Annotated in this window: 14 protein-coding genes; 9 read left to right on the forward strand and 5 right to left on the reverse strand. The window is 64.2% G+C overall.

Annotated features, from left to right (window positions below):
* The first annotated feature begins 1 nt into the window (after position 1).
* The 7 genes from ispG to G4G71_RS09460 all read left to right on the forward strand — a co-directional run bounded on the left by ispG (position 2) and on the right by G4G71_RS09460 (position 7,817).
* Positions 2–1,114 carry a flavodoxin-dependent (E)-4-hydroxy-3-methylbut-2-enyl-diphosphate synthase gene (gene ispG, locus G4G71_RS09430; RefSeq protein WP_169937057.1) on the forward strand — a complete coding sequence of 371 codons (1,113 nt, stop codon included), beginning with the start codon at positions 2–4 and terminating at the stop codon, positions 1,112–1,114.
* An 18-nt stretch (positions 1,115–1,132) separates the two neighbouring features.
* On the forward strand, positions 1,133–2,422 hold the full coding sequence (gene hisS / locus G4G71_RS09435) for a histidine--tRNA ligase (RefSeq protein WP_169937059.1): 1,290 nt from the start codon (positions 1,133–1,135) through the stop codon (positions 2,420–2,422).
* 23 nt (positions 2,423–2,445) lie between these two features.
* Complete coding sequence (locus G4G71_RS09440) at positions 2,446–3,090, forward strand: YfgM family protein (RefSeq protein ID WP_169937062.1); 645 nt, start codon at positions 2,446–2,448, stop codon at positions 3,088–3,090.
* A 1-nt stretch (position 3,091) separates the two neighbouring features.
* Positions 3,092–4,234 carry an outer membrane protein assembly factor BamB gene (gene bamB, locus G4G71_RS09445; protein ID WP_169937064.1) on the forward strand — a complete coding sequence of 381 codons (1,143 nt, stop codon included), beginning with the start codon at positions 3,092–3,094 and terminating at the stop codon, positions 4,232–4,234.
* An 83-nt stretch (positions 4,235–4,317) separates the two neighbouring features.
* On the forward strand, positions 4,318–5,805 hold the full coding sequence (der, locus tag G4G71_RS09450; protein WP_169937067.1) for a ribosome biogenesis GTPase Der: 1,488 nt from the start codon (positions 4,318–4,320) through the stop codon (positions 5,803–5,805).
* Positions 5,806–5,886: 81 nt separating this feature from the next.
* Complete coding sequence (locus G4G71_RS09455) at positions 5,887–7,035, forward strand: pyridoxal phosphate-dependent aminotransferase (RefSeq protein ID WP_169937069.1); 1,149 nt, start codon at positions 5,887–5,889, stop codon at positions 7,033–7,035.
* Complete coding sequence (locus tag G4G71_RS09460) at positions 7,023–7,817, forward strand: amidohydrolase (RefSeq protein WP_169937072.1); 795 nt, start codon at positions 7,023–7,025, stop codon at positions 7,815–7,817. Before G4G71_RS09455 ends, G4G71_RS09460 begins: the two co-directional genes overlap by 13 nt.
* Before the next feature lie 97 nt (positions 7,818–7,914).
* Here the strand turns inward: G4G71_RS09460 and G4G71_RS09465 are convergent, their stop codons facing one another.
* Complete coding sequence (locus G4G71_RS09465; RefSeq protein WP_169937074.1) at positions 7,915–8,868, reverse strand: aldo/keto reductase; 954 nt, start codon at positions 8,866–8,868, stop codon at positions 7,915–7,917.
* 133 nt (positions 8,869–9,001) lie between these two features.
* Between G4G71_RS09465 and G4G71_RS09470 the strand changes: the two genes are divergently transcribed.
* Positions 9,002–9,334 carry a DUF5629 family protein gene (locus G4G71_RS09470; RefSeq protein WP_169937076.1) on the forward strand — a complete coding sequence of 111 codons (333 nt, stop codon included), beginning with the start codon at positions 9,002–9,004 and terminating at the stop codon, positions 9,332–9,334.
* 54 nt (positions 9,335–9,388) lie between these two features.
* Here the strand turns inward: G4G71_RS09470 and G4G71_RS09475 are convergent, their stop codons facing one another.
* From G4G71_RS09475 to leuA, 4 genes are all read right to left on the reverse strand, one after another.
* Positions 9,389–10,627, reverse strand: coding sequence for an OprD family porin (locus tag G4G71_RS09475; protein WP_169937078.1), 1,239 nt, complete (start codon positions 10,625–10,627; stop codon positions 9,389–9,391).
* 81 nt (positions 10,628–10,708) lie between these two features.
* Complete coding sequence (locus tag G4G71_RS09480) at positions 10,709–12,079, reverse strand: spinster family MFS transporter (protein WP_169937080.1); 1,371 nt, start codon at positions 12,077–12,079, stop codon at positions 10,709–10,711.
* A gap of 273 nt (positions 12,080–12,352) precedes the next feature.
* The gene (locus G4G71_RS09485) at positions 12,353–12,829 is read right to left on the reverse strand and encodes a hypothetical protein (RefSeq protein WP_169937082.1); all 477 of its coding nucleotides are present in this window, start codon (positions 12,827–12,829) and stop codon (positions 12,353–12,355) included.
* A 73-nt stretch (positions 12,830–12,902) separates the two neighbouring features.
* Complete coding sequence (gene leuA, locus G4G71_RS09490) at positions 12,903–14,573, reverse strand: 2-isopropylmalate synthase (RefSeq protein WP_054907363.1); 1,671 nt, start codon at positions 14,571–14,573, stop codon at positions 12,903–12,905.
* A gap of 399 nt (positions 14,574–14,972) precedes the next feature.
* On the opposite strand from leuA, the gene G4G71_RS09495 reads away from it, so the two are divergent.
* On the forward strand, positions 14,973–15,431 hold the full coding sequence (locus G4G71_RS09495) for a DUF2946 domain-containing protein (protein ID WP_169937084.1): 459 nt from the start codon (positions 14,973–14,975) through the stop codon (positions 15,429–15,431).
* The last annotated feature ends 38 nt before the right edge of the window (positions 15,432–15,469 follow it).

The following is a 15,469-nucleotide window of genomic DNA, read 5'->3' on the forward strand; positions in this document are numbered from 1 at the left end:
GATGCATTGCGAGTCTCCGATCAAACGTCGCCTTTCCCGGAAAATCTGGGTAGGTAACGTGCCGGTAGGTGGGGATGCCCCCATCGCCGTGCAGAGCATGACCAACACCGACACCCTGGATGTGGCGGCCACCGTGGCCCAGATCCGCCGTCTGGAAGACGCCGGCGCCGACATCGTGCGCGTCTCCGTGCCGGATATGGACGCTGCCGAGGCATTCGGCAAGATCAAGCAGCAGGTGAATGTCCCGCTGGTGGCCGATATCCACTTCGACTACAAGATCGCCCTGCGCGTGGCCGAACTGGGCGTTGACTGCCTGCGCATCAACCCCGGCAACATCGGTCGCGAAGACCGGGTGAAGGCCGTGGTCGATGCGGCTCGCGAGCGCAATATCCCGATCCGCATCGGCGTCAACGCCGGCTCGCTGGAAAAGGATCTGCAGAAGAAATACGGCGAGCCGACTCCCGAAGCACTGCTGGAATCGGCCATGCGTCACGTCGACCACCTGCAGCGTCTGGACTTCCAGAACTTCAAGGTCAGCGTTAAGGCCTCCGACGTGTTCATGGCCGTCGCCGCCTACCGCCTGCTGGCGAAAGAGATCGAGCAACCCCTGCACCTGGGCATCACCGAAGCCGGTGGCCTGCGTTCAGGCACCGTGAAGTCGGCCGTGGGCCTGGGCATGCTGCTCGCCGAAGGCATCGGCGACACCATCCGCATTTCCCTCGCCGCTGACCCGGTGGAAGAGATCAAGGTCGGCTTCGACATCCTCAAGTCGCTGCGCCTGCGCTCCCGTGGCATCAATTTCATCGCCTGCCCGAGCTGCTCGCGGCAGAACTTCGATGTGGTGAAGACCATGAACGAGCTGGAAGGCCGCCTGGAGGACCTGCTGGTCCCGCTGGACGTCGCCGTGATTGGCTGTGTGGTCAACGGCCCGGGCGAAGCCAAGGAGGCCCACATCGGCCTTACCGGTGGCACGCCGAGCAATCTGATCTACATCGACGGCAAGCCGGCGCAGAAGCTGCAGAACGATAACCTGGTGGATGAGCTGGAACGGCTGATCCGCGAAAAAGCGGCCGAGAAGGCCGAGGCCGACGCCGCACTCATCGTGCGCGGCTGACCGCAACAAGGATCTTAAGTGAGCAAGTCCCTGCAAGCCATCCGTGGCATGAACGACATCCTGCCGGACCAGACCCCGGCCTGGCGCTATCTGGAGCGCACCTTTGCCGATCTGCTGGACGCCTATGGCTACAGCGAGATCCGCATGCCGATCCTGGAGTTCACCGAACTCTTCGCCCGCGGCATTGGCGAAGGCACCGACGTGGTCGACAAGGAGATGTACACCTTCCTCGACCGCAACGGCGAATCCCTGACCATGCGTCCTGAAGGTACTGCCGGTTGCGTGCGCGCCGTGCTTGAGCACGGCCTGTCCGGTGGCGGCCAGGTGCAGAAGCTCTGGTACACCGGCCCGATGTTCCGCTACGAGAAGCCGCAGAAGGGCCGCTATCGCCAGTTCCACCAGATTGGCGTGGAAGTCTTCAACCTGCCCGGCCCGGACATCGACGCCGAGCTGATCATCCTCACCTGGCGCCTGTGGCAGAAGCTGGGCATGGCCGACGCCGTGACCCTGCAGCTGAACACCCTGGGTTCCAGTGAAGCTCGGGCGCGTTTCCGCGAGGACCTGGTGGCCTACCTGCAGGAGCGCTTCGACCAGCTCGACGAAGACAGCCAGCGCCGTATGACCACCAACCCGCTGCGCATCCTCGACAGCAAGGTAGAGGCCACCCAGGCCCTGCTGGTTGGCGCGCCGAGCCTGCACGATTACCTGGATGAAGAGTCGATCGCCCACTTCGAGGGCCTGAAGGCTCGTCTGGATGCGGTCGGCCTGCGCTACGAGATCAACCAGAAGCTGGTGCGCGGCCTGGATTACTACTGCCGCACCGCTTTCGAATGGGTCACCGACAAGCTCGGCGCCCAGGGCACTGTCTGCGGCGGGGGTCGCTACGACGGCCTGGTCAGCCAGTTCGGCGGCAAGCCGACGCCGGGCGTGGGCTTCGCCATGGGCGTGGAGCGCCTGGTGCTGCTGCTGGAAACCCTGGGCGTGGTCCCGTCCGAGCTGAATCGCCCGGCCGACCTCTATGTCTGCGCCTTTGGCGAGCCGGCCGAGCTGGCCGCGCTGACCCTGGCGGAACAACTGCGCTCGGCTATCCCGGGGCTGCGCCTGCTGGTCAATGCCGGCGCCGGCAGTTTCAAGAGCCAGTTCAAGAAGGCCGACAAGAGCGGCGCACAGTTCGCAATGATTCTGGGTGACGACGAACTGGCCAACCGCGTGGTAGGTTTCAAGCCCCTGCGTGGCGAGGGCGAACAACAGAATATCGCCTGGGATGCTCTGCCCGAGCACCTGGCTGCCTGCCTCCAGCAGGCCTGAATCGAGCGGATAGGAGTATTGGGGTGAGTAACCGTACCGAAGAAGAACAGATCGCTGACATCAAGGACTGGTGGCAGCGTAACGGCATGCCCCTGCTGACCGGCGCCGCTCTGGCGTTGATCGTGGTGTTCGGCTGGCAAGCCTGGAAAAAGTACCAGACCAATCAGTCCCAGGGCGCTTCCATCATTTACCAGGCCCTGCTGGAAACCGCGCTGAACCCGGCCGGCAAGCCCGACACCGCCAAGGTCGCCGAGCTGGCCGGCAAGCTGACCACCGAGTTCCCCGGCACTCCGTACGCCCAGTACGGCCGCCTGTTTGTCGCGAAGGTCGCGGTGGACAACGGCAAGCTGGATGACGCCGCCCTCGAACTCAAGGCCGTAGTCGACAAGCCGGTCGACGCTACGCTTGGCGAGCTGGCGCGTCAGCGTCTTGCCCGCGTGCTGGCTGCCCAGGGCAAGGTCGAAGACGGTCTCAAGCTGCTCGACGGCAACGTCGACAAGGCCTATGTAGCCACTCGCGAAGAACTGCGCGGCGACCTGCTGCTGCAACTCAAGCGCAATGACGACGCCCGTGTCGCCTACGAGAAGGCCAAGGCTGCCTTGCCCGAAGACGCCGCCGTTGGCGCCCTGCAGATGAAACTCGACGACCTGGCCAAGGGAGACGCCTGAGATGTTGCGTTGGAAACACGTTGCACTGCTGGCACTGACCCTGATGGCTGTGGGTTGCAGCAGCAATAGCAAGAAAGAACTGCCGCCGGCCGAATTGACCGATTTCAAGGAAGAGGTTCGCCTGGAGAAACAGTGGAGCCGTTCGGTCGGTGACGGCCAGGGCGACCTGTACAACCTGCTCGAACCCGCCGTGGATGGCCAGACCATCTATGCCGCGTCTGCCGAGGGTCGTGTCATGGCCATGCAGCGCGAGAGCGGCGAAGTGCTGTGGAAGAAAGACCTCGACCTGCCCATCTCCGGCGCCGTCGGAGTGGGTAACGGCATGGTCCTGCTGGGCACCCTGCGCGGTGACGTGATCGCCCTGGATTCCGGTTCGGGCGAGCAGAAGTGGCGCACCAAGGTCAGCAGCGAAGTACTGGCTGCTCCGGCCACCAACGGTGACGTGGTGGTCGTGCAGACCCAGGATGACAAGCTGATCGGCTTCGATGCCGCTACCGGCAACCAGCGCTGGATCTACGAAGGCACCGTGCCGGTACTGACCCTGCGTGGCACCGGCGCTCCGCTGATCGCTGGTCGCCTGGCCCTGGCGGGCCTGGCCAGCGGCAAGGTTGTCGCCGTGGACGTCGAGCGCGGCCTGCCGGTCTGGGAACAGCGCGTTGCCATTCCGCAAGGTCGTTCCGAACTGGACCGCGTCGTCGACATCGACGGCGGCCTGCTGCTGGTCGACAACGTTCTCTACGTCGCCAGCTACCAGGGCCGCGCCGCGGCGCTGGACGTAGGCACCGGCCGCGTACTCTGGCAGCGTGAAGCTTCCAGCTACGTCGGCGTCGCCGAAGGGACTGGCAGCGTGTTCATCAGCCAGGCCAGCGGCACCGTGGAAAGCCTCGACTCCCGTGGTTCGTCCTCGCTGTGGAGCAACGACGCCCTGGCTCGCCGCCAGCTGTCCGCTCCGGCCGTGCTGTCGAGCAACGTGGTTGTCGGTGACCTGGAAGGTTATGTGCACCTGCTGAGCCAGGTGGACGGTCGTTTCGTTGGCCGCGAGAAGGTCGACGGTGACGGCGTGCGGGTTCGCCCGCTGGTAGTCGGCAGCTGGATGTACGTGTTCGGCAACAGCGGTAAGCTGGCCGCCTACACGATTCGCTAAGCTGAGTGTTACTGCCGGCCGCTGCCGTGAAAAACGGCAGCGGCCGTCGTGTTTTCTGAAAATCAAATTTCCTGGAGAGCCGCATGGTTCCCGTTATAGCCCTGGTGGGCCGCCCGAACGTCGGCAAGTCCACCCTGTTCAACCGCCTGACCCGCACCCGCGACGCCATCGTCGCCGAGTACGCAGGTCTGACCCGAGACCGCCAGTACGGCGAGGCCAAGTGGCAGGGCAAGAAATTCATCGTCATCGATACCGGTGGTATCTCCGGTGACGAAGAGGGTATCGACGCCAAGATGGCCGAGCAGTCGCTGCAGGCAATCGAAGAGGCCGATGCTGTCCTGTTCATGGTCGACTCCCGCGCCGGCCTTACCGCCGCCGACGAGATGATTGGCGAGCACCTGCGCAAGAAGAACAAGCGCACCTACCTGGTGGCGAACAAGGTCGACACGGTCGACCCGGACATCGCCCGCGCCGAGTTCAGCCCGCTGGCCCTGGGGCATGCGATCCCGATCGCCGCTGCCCACGGCCGTGGCATCACACAGATGCTGCAGGAAGCCCTGGGCGAGATGTTCGCACCCGAGCCCGAGGCGCCGGAAGACAACGACCTGCCCAGCGAGCTGGAAGAGGTCGCTGAGGGCGAGGAAGCCAAGCGCATCCCCGGCCCGAGCGAGAAGGATGGCATCAAGATCGCCATCATCGGCCGCCCCAACGTCGGCAAGTCCACCCTGGTCAACCGCATGCTCGGTGAAGAGCGGGTGATCGTGTACGACCAGGCGGGCACCACCCGCGACAGCATCTACATCCCCTTCGAGCGCAACGAAGAGAAGTACACCCTGATCGACACCGCCGGCGTGCGTCGCCGTGGCAAGATCTTCGAGGCGGTGGAAAAGTTCTCCGTGGTGAAGACCCTGCAGGCGATCCAGGATGCCAACGTGGTCATCTTCGTCATGGACGCCCGCGAAGGTGTGGTCGAGCACGACCTCAACCTGCTCGGCTTTGTGCTGGAGACCGGCCGTGCGCTGGTCATCGCGCTGAACAAGTGGGACGGCATGGAGTCGGCCGAGCGCGACTACGTGAAGACCGAGCTCGAGCGCCGGCTGATGTTCGCCGACTTCGCCGATATCCACTTCATCTCCGCGCTGCACGGCACTGGCGTTGGCCACCTGTACAAATCGGTGCAGGATTCCTTCCGTTCCGCCGTGACCCGCTGGCCCACCAGCAAGCTCACGCAGATTCTCGAGGACGCCATCCAGGTCCACCAGCCGCCCATGGTCAACGGCCGCCGCATCAAGCTGCGCTATGCGCACCTGGGTGGCGCCAACCCGCCGCTGATCGTGATCCACGGCAACCAGGTGGACGCGGTGCCCAAGGCCTACACGCGCTACCTGGAGAAGACTTTCCGTCGCGTGCTGAAGCTGGTCGGTACGCCGATCCGCATCGAGTACAAGGGCGGTGAAAACCCGTTCGAGGGCAAGAAGACCCAGCTCACCGAACGCCAGGTCAACAAGAAGCGTCGCCTGATGTCGCACCACAAGAAGGCCGAGAAGAAGAAGAAAGACAAACGCAAATAACGTCTGTCGGGCTTTAGACCGCAAGCTGCAGGCGATAGAGTAGGGGCCTCCCTCTCATCGCCTGCAGCCTGTAGTCACGCCATGCTTACCAGCAAACTGCCGAATGTCGGCACCACCATCTTCACCCGCATGTCCCAGCTCGCCGCCGAAAGCGGGGCGCTGAACCTCTCCCAGGGCTTCCCGGACTTCCCCGGCCCCGCACCGCTGCTCGAAGCGGTCGCCCGCCATGTCATGGCCGGAAACAACCAGTACAGCCCGATGACCGGCCTGCCGGCACTGCGCGAACAGGTAGCGATCAAGGTCGCCAGCCTGTATGGGCGTAGCGTCAGCGCTGACTCCGAGGTGACCATCGTCCCCGGCGCGACGGAAGGGATCTTCTGTGCGGTACAGGCGCTGATCCGCCCTGGCGACGAAGCTATCGTCCTGGACCCCTGCTATGACAGCTACGAGCCTTCGGTCGAACTGGCCGGCGGCCGTTGCGTGCACGTTGCGTTGAGCCAGCCCGGCTTCCGCATCGACTGGCAGCGCCTGGCCGATGCCATCACTCCGCGCACGCGCCTGATCTTCCTCAACAGCCCGCACAACCCCAGCGGCGCGCTGATCGACCGCGCCGACCTGGATCGTCTGGCCGAGCTGATTCGCGACCGCGAGATCTACGTCATCAGCGACGAGGTATACGAGCACCTGATCTACGACGGCGTGCAGCATGCCAGCGTGCTGGCCCATGACGAACTGTATCCGCGCGCCTTTGTCATCAGCTCCTTTGGCAAGACCTACCATGTTACCGGCTGGAAGACCGGCTATGTGGTAGCGCCGCCGGCGCTGTCGGCGGAGATGCGCAAGATCCACCAGTACGTGAACTTCTGCGGCGTGACCCCGCTGCAGTGGGCGCTGGCTGATTTCATGGCCGCGCATCCCGAGCACCTGCGCGAGTTGCCGGGCTTCTACCAGGCCAAGCGCGACCTGTTCTGCGACCTGCTGGAGGGCTCGCGCTTCGAGTTCCAGCGGGCTGCCGGCACTTACTTCCAGGTGGTGGACTACTCGGCGATCCGCCCGGACCTTGATGACGTCGCCATGTCCGAATGGCTGACGCGCGAGCACGGCGTGGCCGCCATTCCGGTCTCGGTGTTCTACCAGCAGGCCCCAGCGGACATGCGCCTGGTGCGCTTCTGCTTCGCCAAGAAAGAGGAGACGCTGCGCCAGGCAGCGGAACGACTATGCGCGATCTGAGCCAATTGCCCGACCTCAAGCTTGCTCTCGTGCAGACCACCCTGGTCTGGCACGACGCCAGGGCCAATCGCGAGCGCTTCGACGCGCTGCTGGAGGGTGCTCACGGTGCGGATCTGGTGATCCTTCCGGAGATGTTCACCACGGGCTTCTCCATGGACTCCGAAGCACTGGCCGAGGCGGAGGAGGGCGAAACCTACACCTGGCTAAGCGAGCAGGCAGCGAAGCTTGAAGCGGTGGTCTGCGGCAGCGTGATCATCCGTACCGCCGACGGCAGCCATCGCAACCGCCTGCTCTGGGCGCGCCCGGATGGCGAGATGCAGCACTACGACAAGCGCCACCTGTTCCGCATGGCCGGCGAGCACAAGCACTACACGCCGGGCGAACAGCAGGTGCTGCTGGAATGGAAGGGCTGGCGGATTCGCCCGCTGGTCTGTTACGACCTGCGTTTCCCGGTGTGGAGCCGCGATGCCCAGGACACCGACCTGCTGCTGTATACCGCCAACTGGCCGGCCGCGCGCCGCCAGCACTGGAACCGTCTGCTGCCGGCACGGGCCATTGAAAACCTCTGCTACGTCGCCGCGGTCAACCGCGTCGGTGAAGACGGCAAGGGCCACGCCTATTCCGGCGACAGTCAGGTGCTGGACTTCCAGGGTGATAACCTGCTGGCGGCGGGCAATGCCGACGGGGTATTCCAGATCGCCCTGAATGCGGCGGAGCTCGCGGCTTACCGGGAACGCTTCCCGGCCAATCTCGATGCGGACGAGTTCGACATCCGTCCCTGAAGTTGTCGCTCGCTGCAATCCATCGCGGACGAAGTCCGCTCCTACGAAACATGACACCGCGTAGGAGCGGACTCTGTCCGCGATGTTTCCGCCCCGCTCAATACGCGCTGGCGGTGTTCAAGCGCTGGATCACTTCGTCACTGAGCTTCAGGTCTACCGCCGCGATCAGGTCCGGCAACTGCTCCAGCCTCGACGCGCTGGCGATGGGGGCCGTGATACTCGGGCGGGCCATCAGCCAGGCCAGGGAGACCTGTGTTGGCGTGGCATTCAGCTCGCCAGCCACTTCCTCCAGCGCATCAAGGATCGCGAAGCCGCGCTCGTTCATGAAGTTCTTCACCTTGTAGCCGCGCACCGCACTCTTGCCCAGGTCATCCTCGCGACGGTACTTGCCGGTGAGGAAGCCGGCGGCCAAGGAGTAGAAGTTGATCACGCCCAGGCCCAGTTGCTGCACCGTGGGCTCCAGGTTGGTCTCGTAATTGGCGCGATCGTAGAGGTTGTAGTTGGGCTGCAGGCTCTGGTAGTTCGGCAGCTTCAGCCGGTCGCAGACTTCGCGGGCTTCGCGCAGGCGCTTGGCGTCCAGGTTGGAGGCGCCGATCACGCGGACCTTGCCTAGCTCCACCGCTTCGGCGAAGGCGCCCATGGTTTCCTCCATGGACGTATGCGGGTCGTCACAGTGAGACTGGTAGAGGTCGATGTAGTCGGTCTGCAGGCGCTTGAGCGAGCGCCCCAGCGCCTGCTCGATGTACACCGCCGATAGACCCTTGTGGCCGTTGCCCATGTCCATGCCGACCTTGGTGGCGATCTGCACCTGGTTGCGCTTGCCGGTCTTCTTCAGCCATTTGCCGATCAGTGCTTCCGATTCGCCACCCTCATGGCCGGGAGCCCAGCGCGAGTAGACGTCCGCGGTGTCGATGCAGTTGAGCCCGGCGTCGAGCAGGGCGTCGAGCAGGCGGAAGGAGGTCGCTTCGTCGGCGGACCAGCCGAACACATTGCCGCCGAAGACCAGCGCGGGAATCTTCAGGCCCGATTGTCCGAGTTCGCGTGTACGCATCTGCTTTGCCTCCTCAGGGATGTGCGAGAACCCTCAGTGTAGACGCCGCCTCTGCCCGCGCCGGGCGGAATAACCGGCAGCCGCCACCCAGCTGGTCTATCATGGCGGCCAGCCCAATTGCCGAGTGCCGAACATGACCACGACTCCTTACCTGCTGGACCAGCTGGAAACCGCCGATATGCTCTTGATCGACGGCCTGCATGCCTGGCAGTTCGAGCTCAACGAGGCACTGCTGGACCAGGCGGACGCCGCCGCCAACGCCGGGCAACCCTTCGCCAGCGAAGACGTGGTGCTGCAGATCGAATCCATCGACGGCCGTGACCGCCGCGAATGGCGCTTCAGCTACAACCAGGTGATGGAGGCCAGCTACCAGTCCGAGGACGAGAGCTGGCTGCTGCAGGGCGGTGAACAGCAGCACCGCCTGTGTTGCCTGGGCGCCGTGACGGCCAGTGGCGACGACGAATGAGTGACGAGTGAATGAAGAAGGCCCCGAAAAGGGGCCTTCTTCGTTTCAGGGCCTTCAGAACGCCAGCGGGTAGCTGGTGATGAAGCGCACCTCGTCATAATCGCTGGCGTAGCTGCTGCGCACGGTGGAGGTGCGCATAAGGAATGACAACGTCTTCAGTGGGCCGTCCTGGATCGTGTAGCCGATATCCGTATCGCGCTCGTACTCGTGGCCGTCGCCCTTGCCAGGGCGCGCAATGTCGGTGCCCTTGGTGTAGCGCGTCATCAGGGTCAGGCCCGGCAGGCCGAGGCTGGCGAAGTCATAGTCGTAGCGCAGCTGGTAGGAGCGCTCCTGAGCCCAGAAGAACCCGCCGTTGGTGACCCAGTTGACCAGGTATGGCTGTGGCGTGTTGCCCAGCAGCATGGGGAACATGTCCTCGCCCAGCATGCGCTGGTAGGTGGCCGACAGCGTGTGGCTGCCGTGCTTCACACCCAGCCGCGCACCATAGGCGCGGTTGTCGATGCGCCCGGACAACGCCTGCCCGGACTCCTCGTTGTGGAAGTAACTCAGGGTGCCGAGCAGTGCGGTGTTCTCGCCAACCGGTTGCTTGAAGTTGGCGCCGACATAGTGCTGGTCGTAGATGTCCTCGAGCTGGGCGAAGTAGTAGCTGGTGGACAGGCCGGGCGTCCACTGCGCATCGACACCGCCAAGGTTCAGCTTGTTGCTGTCCTGGCTGGCGGGGCGGGTGGCGAGGTAGAACGACTCGCGATCGCTGGAGGCGCGGGTGCTGGTGTTCCACAACTGGGCCGCGGTGAACTTGAAGCGCTCCGATTCCTTTGACTCCAGCATCACGCCCTGGAATGTCTGCGGCAGTACGCGCACATCGTCCTGGAATATCACCGGCAGGCGCGGTTCCAGCAGGCCGACCTTCAGCGTGGTCTTCGAATAGCGCAGCTTGAGCGTGGCGCCGCCACGGCTGAAGTCATCCACCGGCTCGCCGGTCGTGCGGTCATAGGGCAGGTTGCTGTCGTTGCTGGTGCCGGCGCCGCCGTCGAGCTTCAGGGCGTAGAAACCGGTGAAGTCCACACCGACACCGATGGTGCCTTGGGTAAAGCCCGAACTGAAGCGTGCCAGCACGGCTTGGGACCAACTGCCCGCCTGGGATTGCGGGGCATTGTCCTGTCGGTAGTCGCGCAACATGTAGAAGTTGCGCAGGGTGGTGTCCAGGCGGCTGTCGTCGATCAGGTCGGCCTGGGCGCAGAGGGGCAACAGCGCGCTGGAAAGCAGCGCGCCGGCAAAGCGATTACGGAACATCGTCATCTCCTGGGCATCGTTCGCCGGGGCGCAGGGCGCCACGCCGGCGAACGGGCGTACGTCTTGTCGAGGCGGGTGCGATCAGTTCGTGGCGGCGGTGCTATCCAGCGATACGGCTTCAGGCTGGATTGTTTGCTCCTGGCCCAGGCTGCGGCGGAAGTGCTTGCGGCCGTTGCCCAGCAGCCACAGGCAGAGCAGCCCGGCGAGGGTGACAATGATGCCGATGGAGGAGCCGACGGCCTTCGGGTCCTTGAAGTACTGGTCGGTGAGCAGTGCAACGAGGGTGGTGCCGACGCCCAGGCCGATCAGGTTGGAGACCAGCAGGAACAGCGCCGACACCTGTGCGCGCAGGCGGTTGGGCGTGAGCACCTGCATGGCCGCCGCCGAGGTGGAGATGCAGAAGGCGCAGAAGAACATCGCCGGCCCCATCAGCAGCACCGACAGCTGCAGGCTGCCGGCCGTCACGGAGCCGATGACGAAGGGAATGGTGCAGGCGGCGCCGAGCATGCCGCTGATCAGCGCGGCGTCGCTGCGCCCGCGCTTCTGCAGCACGTCCACCAGCCAACCGGCGCAGAACACCCCGGCGGTGTTGAGCACCAGCAGGATGCCGCCAAGGATGTAGCCGACCTCCAGCGGCGACAGGCCATACTGGCGGATGTACATGGCCGGTGCCCAGCCCATCAGCGCGTACTGGCACATGGCGAAGAAGGAGAAACCCAGGTAGTGGCAGGCGAAGGTGGCGCGGTGGCGGCCCAGGAAACGCAGCCCGTCACGAACCGTTGCCTTTTGTTCCCGATCGCCCAGCTTGCGCGCCGGGTCGCGGATGGTCAGCGCGATCAGCAGCGCCACCAGCACGCCGGGCAAGCCGACGATGAAGAAGGCGATCTGCCAGGAACGCACCTGGCCCAGCCAGCCCAGGTCGATGGCCGGCACGTCGCGCAGTGCTTCGATTACGTAGCCACCGACGAGGAAGGCCAGGCCGCCGCCGAGGAAGGCGCCCATGGAGTAAAGCCCCAGTGCGCGGCCGAGTTTCTCCTTGGGGAACAGGTCGGCGAGCATCGAGTAGGTCGCCGGCGTCAGCGCCGCCTCGCCGACGCCTACGCTCATGCGCGCGAGGAACATCTGCAGGAAGTTCTTCGACAGCCCGCACGCCGCGGTGGCGATGCTCCAGAAGGCCACGCCGATGGCGATGATCCTGACCCGCGAAGAGCGGTCGGCGAGATACGCGATGGGCAGGCCCATGAAGGCATAGAACAGCGAGAAGGCCAGCCCGCTGAGCAGACTGAACTGGGTGTCGCTGATCTGCAGGTCGGCTTTGATCGGCTCGATCATCAGCGAGAGTATCTGCCGGTCAACGAAGGAGAAGATGTACGCCACCATGCACAGCACGACGACATACCAGGAATAACGGGAAGCACGGATGGATTGCGGGTGGGGAGATTGCGGGTTCACGGTTACTGGCTCCTGAAGCGGGTGAAGGCAGATGGCCAAGCACGTCGAGCTCGTTGTTGTTGTAGGTAACCAGGCGCCTCTGTACGCAAGGCAGGGGCGGCCAAAAGTGTCTGATTGCGTGACACGGTTTTTTGTTTGCCTGCCGCTTTCACGGCAGTGCACGCAAGACTAGGGAAGGGGAGAGCGGGGAGTAATCGGGGCGAGCCCCAGCATTGCGGAGACTTCCCCCCTAGGGGGCTAGGGGGAATCTTTAGGTGATGTGCAGAGGGTGATTCAGATCAGCCCGAACAGAGCCAGGACAAAGGCACCGCCGAAGACCACGGCCATGACCGCGAGGAGGAACAGCAGGCTGACGCCGAAAGCCCGCCAGTTGGAGGCGAACTGACCACCCTGGGCCGCATGCTGCTCGACAGCGGCACCGGTGTGCTGCTTGGCGTAGTGATACATGCCGAAGACGGCGGCGATGTTGATGGGGGTGGCGGGGACGCTATCCGGCAGGAACATGCCCAGCAGGAAGATCGCGATGAGCGCGCCTATTCCGGTGATCCAGGCGTTGCGCACCTGGTCGAGGCGGCCCAGACGTTTGAGGTTCTGTGCGATGACCCAGGCTCCGGCGACCGGCGTGCCGAAGAAGGTGGCTATGCCCACGGCGGCGAGACGGTAGAGCGGTTCGCCTGTGGCGACGGCGGGGCCGTCCTCAAGTACGGCGGCGGGCGTCTGGAAGGGGTTGTCCTGCGATGTATCGGTCATGTTTTCACTCCGTTGAAAACAGCCCCGGACGCACGAGGCGTCCGGGGCAAAGGGGACTGCTTTATTACCAGGCTTACGCGGCTTTCGCGTGGCCCAGCGTCACCGCACGGTTCAGGGCGCTGAACAGCGCACGGAAACTGGCGGTGGTGATGTTTTCATCGATGCCGATACCGTGCAGCGAACGACCACCCTCGACGCGCAATTCGATGTAGGCGGCTGCGCGGGCATTGGTGCCGGCGCCGATGGCGTGCTCGTTGTAGTCCATGATCTCAACGTCCACCGGCAGCGAGGCGACCAGGGCTTCCAGCGTGCCCTTGCCCTTGCCGTGCCAGCGGTGCTGTTCGCCCTTGTGGGTCACGTCGATGTCGATGGCGCAGATACCGTTCTCTTCCTGCAGGCGATAGTTCTTCAGGCCGAACGGAGAAACGGCCTGCAGGTACTCGGTCTGCAGCAGGGTGTAGATCTGCTCGGCAGTCATTTCCAGGCCGAGGCGGTCGGTCTCGTTCTGCACCACCTGGCTGAACTCGATCTGCATGCGGCGCGGCAGGCTGATGCCGTATTCCTGTTCGAGCAGGAAGGTGATGCCGCCTTTGCCGGACTGGCTGTTCACACGGATCACTGCCTCGTAGCTGCGGCCGATGTCCGCCGGGTCGATCGGCAGGTACGGCACTTCCCACACGGCGTCTTCCTTCTGCTGGGCGAAGCCCTTGCGGATGGCGTCCTGGTGGGAGCCGGAGAAGGCGGTGTGGACCAGGTCACCGACATACGGGTGACGCGGGTGCACCGGAATCTGGTTGCACTCTTCCACCACCTTGCGCACGGCATCGATGTCGGAGAAGTCCAGCTCGGGGTCGATGCCCTGGGTGTACATGTTCAGCGCCATGGTCACCAGGCACAGGTTACCGGTGCGCTCGCCGTTGCCGAACAGGCAGCCTTCGACGCGGTCGGCACCGGCCATCAGGGCCAGTTCCGAAGCGGCCACGCCAGTGCCACGGTCGTTGTGGGTGTGCAGGCTGAGCAGCACGCTGTCGCGCTTGTTGATCTGGCGGCCGAACCATTCGATCTGGTCGGCGTAGTTGTTCGGCGTGGCGCACTCGACGGTGGCGGGCAGGTTGAGGATCAGGCGGTTAGCCGGGGTCGGCTGGAACACGTCGATCACCGCGTTGCACACCTCGACGGCGAAATCGGTCTCGGTGGAGCTGAACACTTCCGGCGAGTACTCGAAGCCCCACTGGGTTTCCGGAGCGGCTTCGGCCAGGCGCTTGATGGTCTGGCCGGCGGCCACGGCGATGGCTTTCACGCCGGCCTTGTCCTGGTTGAAGACGATCTTGCGGAAGCTCGGCGCGCAGGCGTTGTAGTAGTGGACGATGGCCTTCTTCGCGCCCTTGAGGGATTCGAAGGTGCGCTCGATGAGGTCGTCGCGGGCCTGGGTCAGCACCTGGATGGTGACGTCATCGGGAATGTGGTCGTTCTCGATCAGTTCACGCACGAAGTCGAAGTCAGTCTGCGAGGCGGACGGGAAGCCCACTTCGATTTCCTTCAGGCCGACCTGCACCAGGCACTTGAAGAAACGCATCTTCTTCTCGGCGTCCATCGGCTCGATCAGGGACTGGTTGCCGTCGCGCAGGTCGGTCGAAAGCCAGATGGGCGCCTTGTCGATGATCTTGTCCGGCCAGGTGCGGTCGGGCAGGGTGATCTGGGTGAAGGCGCGGTATTTCTTCGACGGGTCTTTCAACATGCTCATGAGCGGAATCCTTGTTCTCTGCGGCCCGCGGGCCTGCGCGAATAAAACGAAATGAGGTGAAACCGGGGGGAGGGGGGCTCAGCTACGCAGTCGCGGGCTGACCAGGCGCAGGCAGGCGTGTTGGCGAAGCAGGATGAGGGTGTGTGCGGTTTTCATGAGTGCCAAGCTAATGGCCTGGGAGATCGATGGCAAGCATTTGAGGAAATTTGGTAGGAAAAGTCTTTATTGCTGAATTGGTGAGAGATAATTGTTGAAAGCCTGGTGTTCAAGCAATTTTTTCTGAGGCTTATCGCTGTGCTTAACTGATTCTGCGTCTTCGTGCCGCAGCGGAGCTTTGTAACTCCGTGCGATCATTGCGCACCCGCCACACGCGGGGCCCTCCATCCCCAAGGACATTTCGTGACCCGTCGCACGCGACAAGGCGTAGGAACCTGGCTGGCACTGTTCGCCATGCTGATGATCTATGTCGGCCCGCTGGTTTCCCAGTCGATGCCGATGGATCACCCTATGCCCATGGATCACGTCATGCCGATGGAGCATGGCAAGGCGATGGACCATGGCGCGGCGGTCGCCGCCATGGACGAAATGGCCTGTTCGGATGGGCACCGGGCAGTTGTACAACACGCGGCACCGACTTCCCACGGCGAACAGCCGCTCACCGCCGACGCCTTCATGGAGAAGTGCGGCTACTGCAGCCTGCTGATCCATAGCCCGCCGCTGACGCCGCCGCCGGTCGTGATCGACCACGGCCTGCCTGCCGTCGGTGCGCCTGTCGCCCAGACCGTTTCCTCCCGCATTCCCGCCTCGCCGGTCTTCCCCGGCGCCCGCTCCCGCGCACCTCCGTTCCCGATCGGCTGACCCGCAATCCCGACTCCCCGACCCCGGCGCGCCTGCCT

The sequence above is a fragment of the Pseudomonas multiresinivorans genome (genome assembly GCF_012971725.1).
GTDB classification, from domain to species: Bacteria; Pseudomonadota; Gammaproteobacteria; order Pseudomonadales; family Pseudomonadaceae; genus Pseudomonas; species Pseudomonas multiresinivorans.

Bases quoted from the DNA above. Each gene is read 5' to 3' on its own strand.
- G4G71_RS09455 (WP_169937069.1), top strand. From the start codon at position 5,887: ATGCTTACCAGCAAACTGCCGAATGTCGGCACCACCATCTTCACCCGC.
- der (WP_169937067.1), top strand. From the start codon at position 4,318: ATGGTTCCCGTTATAGCCCTGGTGGGCCGCCCGAACGTCGGCAAGTCC.
- G4G71_RS09470 (WP_169937076.1), top strand. From the start codon at position 9,002: ATGACCACGACTCCTTACCTGCTGGACCAGCTGGAAACCGCCGATATG.
- G4G71_RS09485 (WP_169937082.1), bottom strand. From the start codon at position 12,829: ATGACCGATACATCGCAGGACAACCCCTTCCAGACGCCCGCCGCCGTA.
- G4G71_RS09465 (WP_169937074.1), bottom strand. From the start codon at position 8,868: ATGCGTACACGCGAACTCGGACAATCGGGCCTGAAGATTCCCGCGCTG.
- leuA (WP_054907363.1), bottom strand. From the start codon at position 14,573: ATGAGCATGTTGAAAGACCCGTCGAAGAAATACCGCGCCTTCACCCAG.
- G4G71_RS09460 (WP_169937072.1), top strand. From the start codon at position 7,023: ATGCGCGATCTGAGCCAATTGCCCGACCTCAAGCTTGCTCTCGTGCAG.
- G4G71_RS09475 (WP_169937078.1), bottom strand. From the start codon at position 10,627: ATGTTCCGTAATCGCTTTGCCGGCGCGCTGCTTTCCAGCGCGCTGTTG.
- ispG (WP_169937057.1), top strand. From the start codon at position 2: ATGCATTGCGAGTCTCCGATCAAACGTCGCCTTTCCCGGAAAATCTGG.
- bamB (WP_169937064.1), top strand. From the start codon at position 3,092: ATGTTGCGTTGGAAACACGTTGCACTGCTGGCACTGACCCTGATGGCT.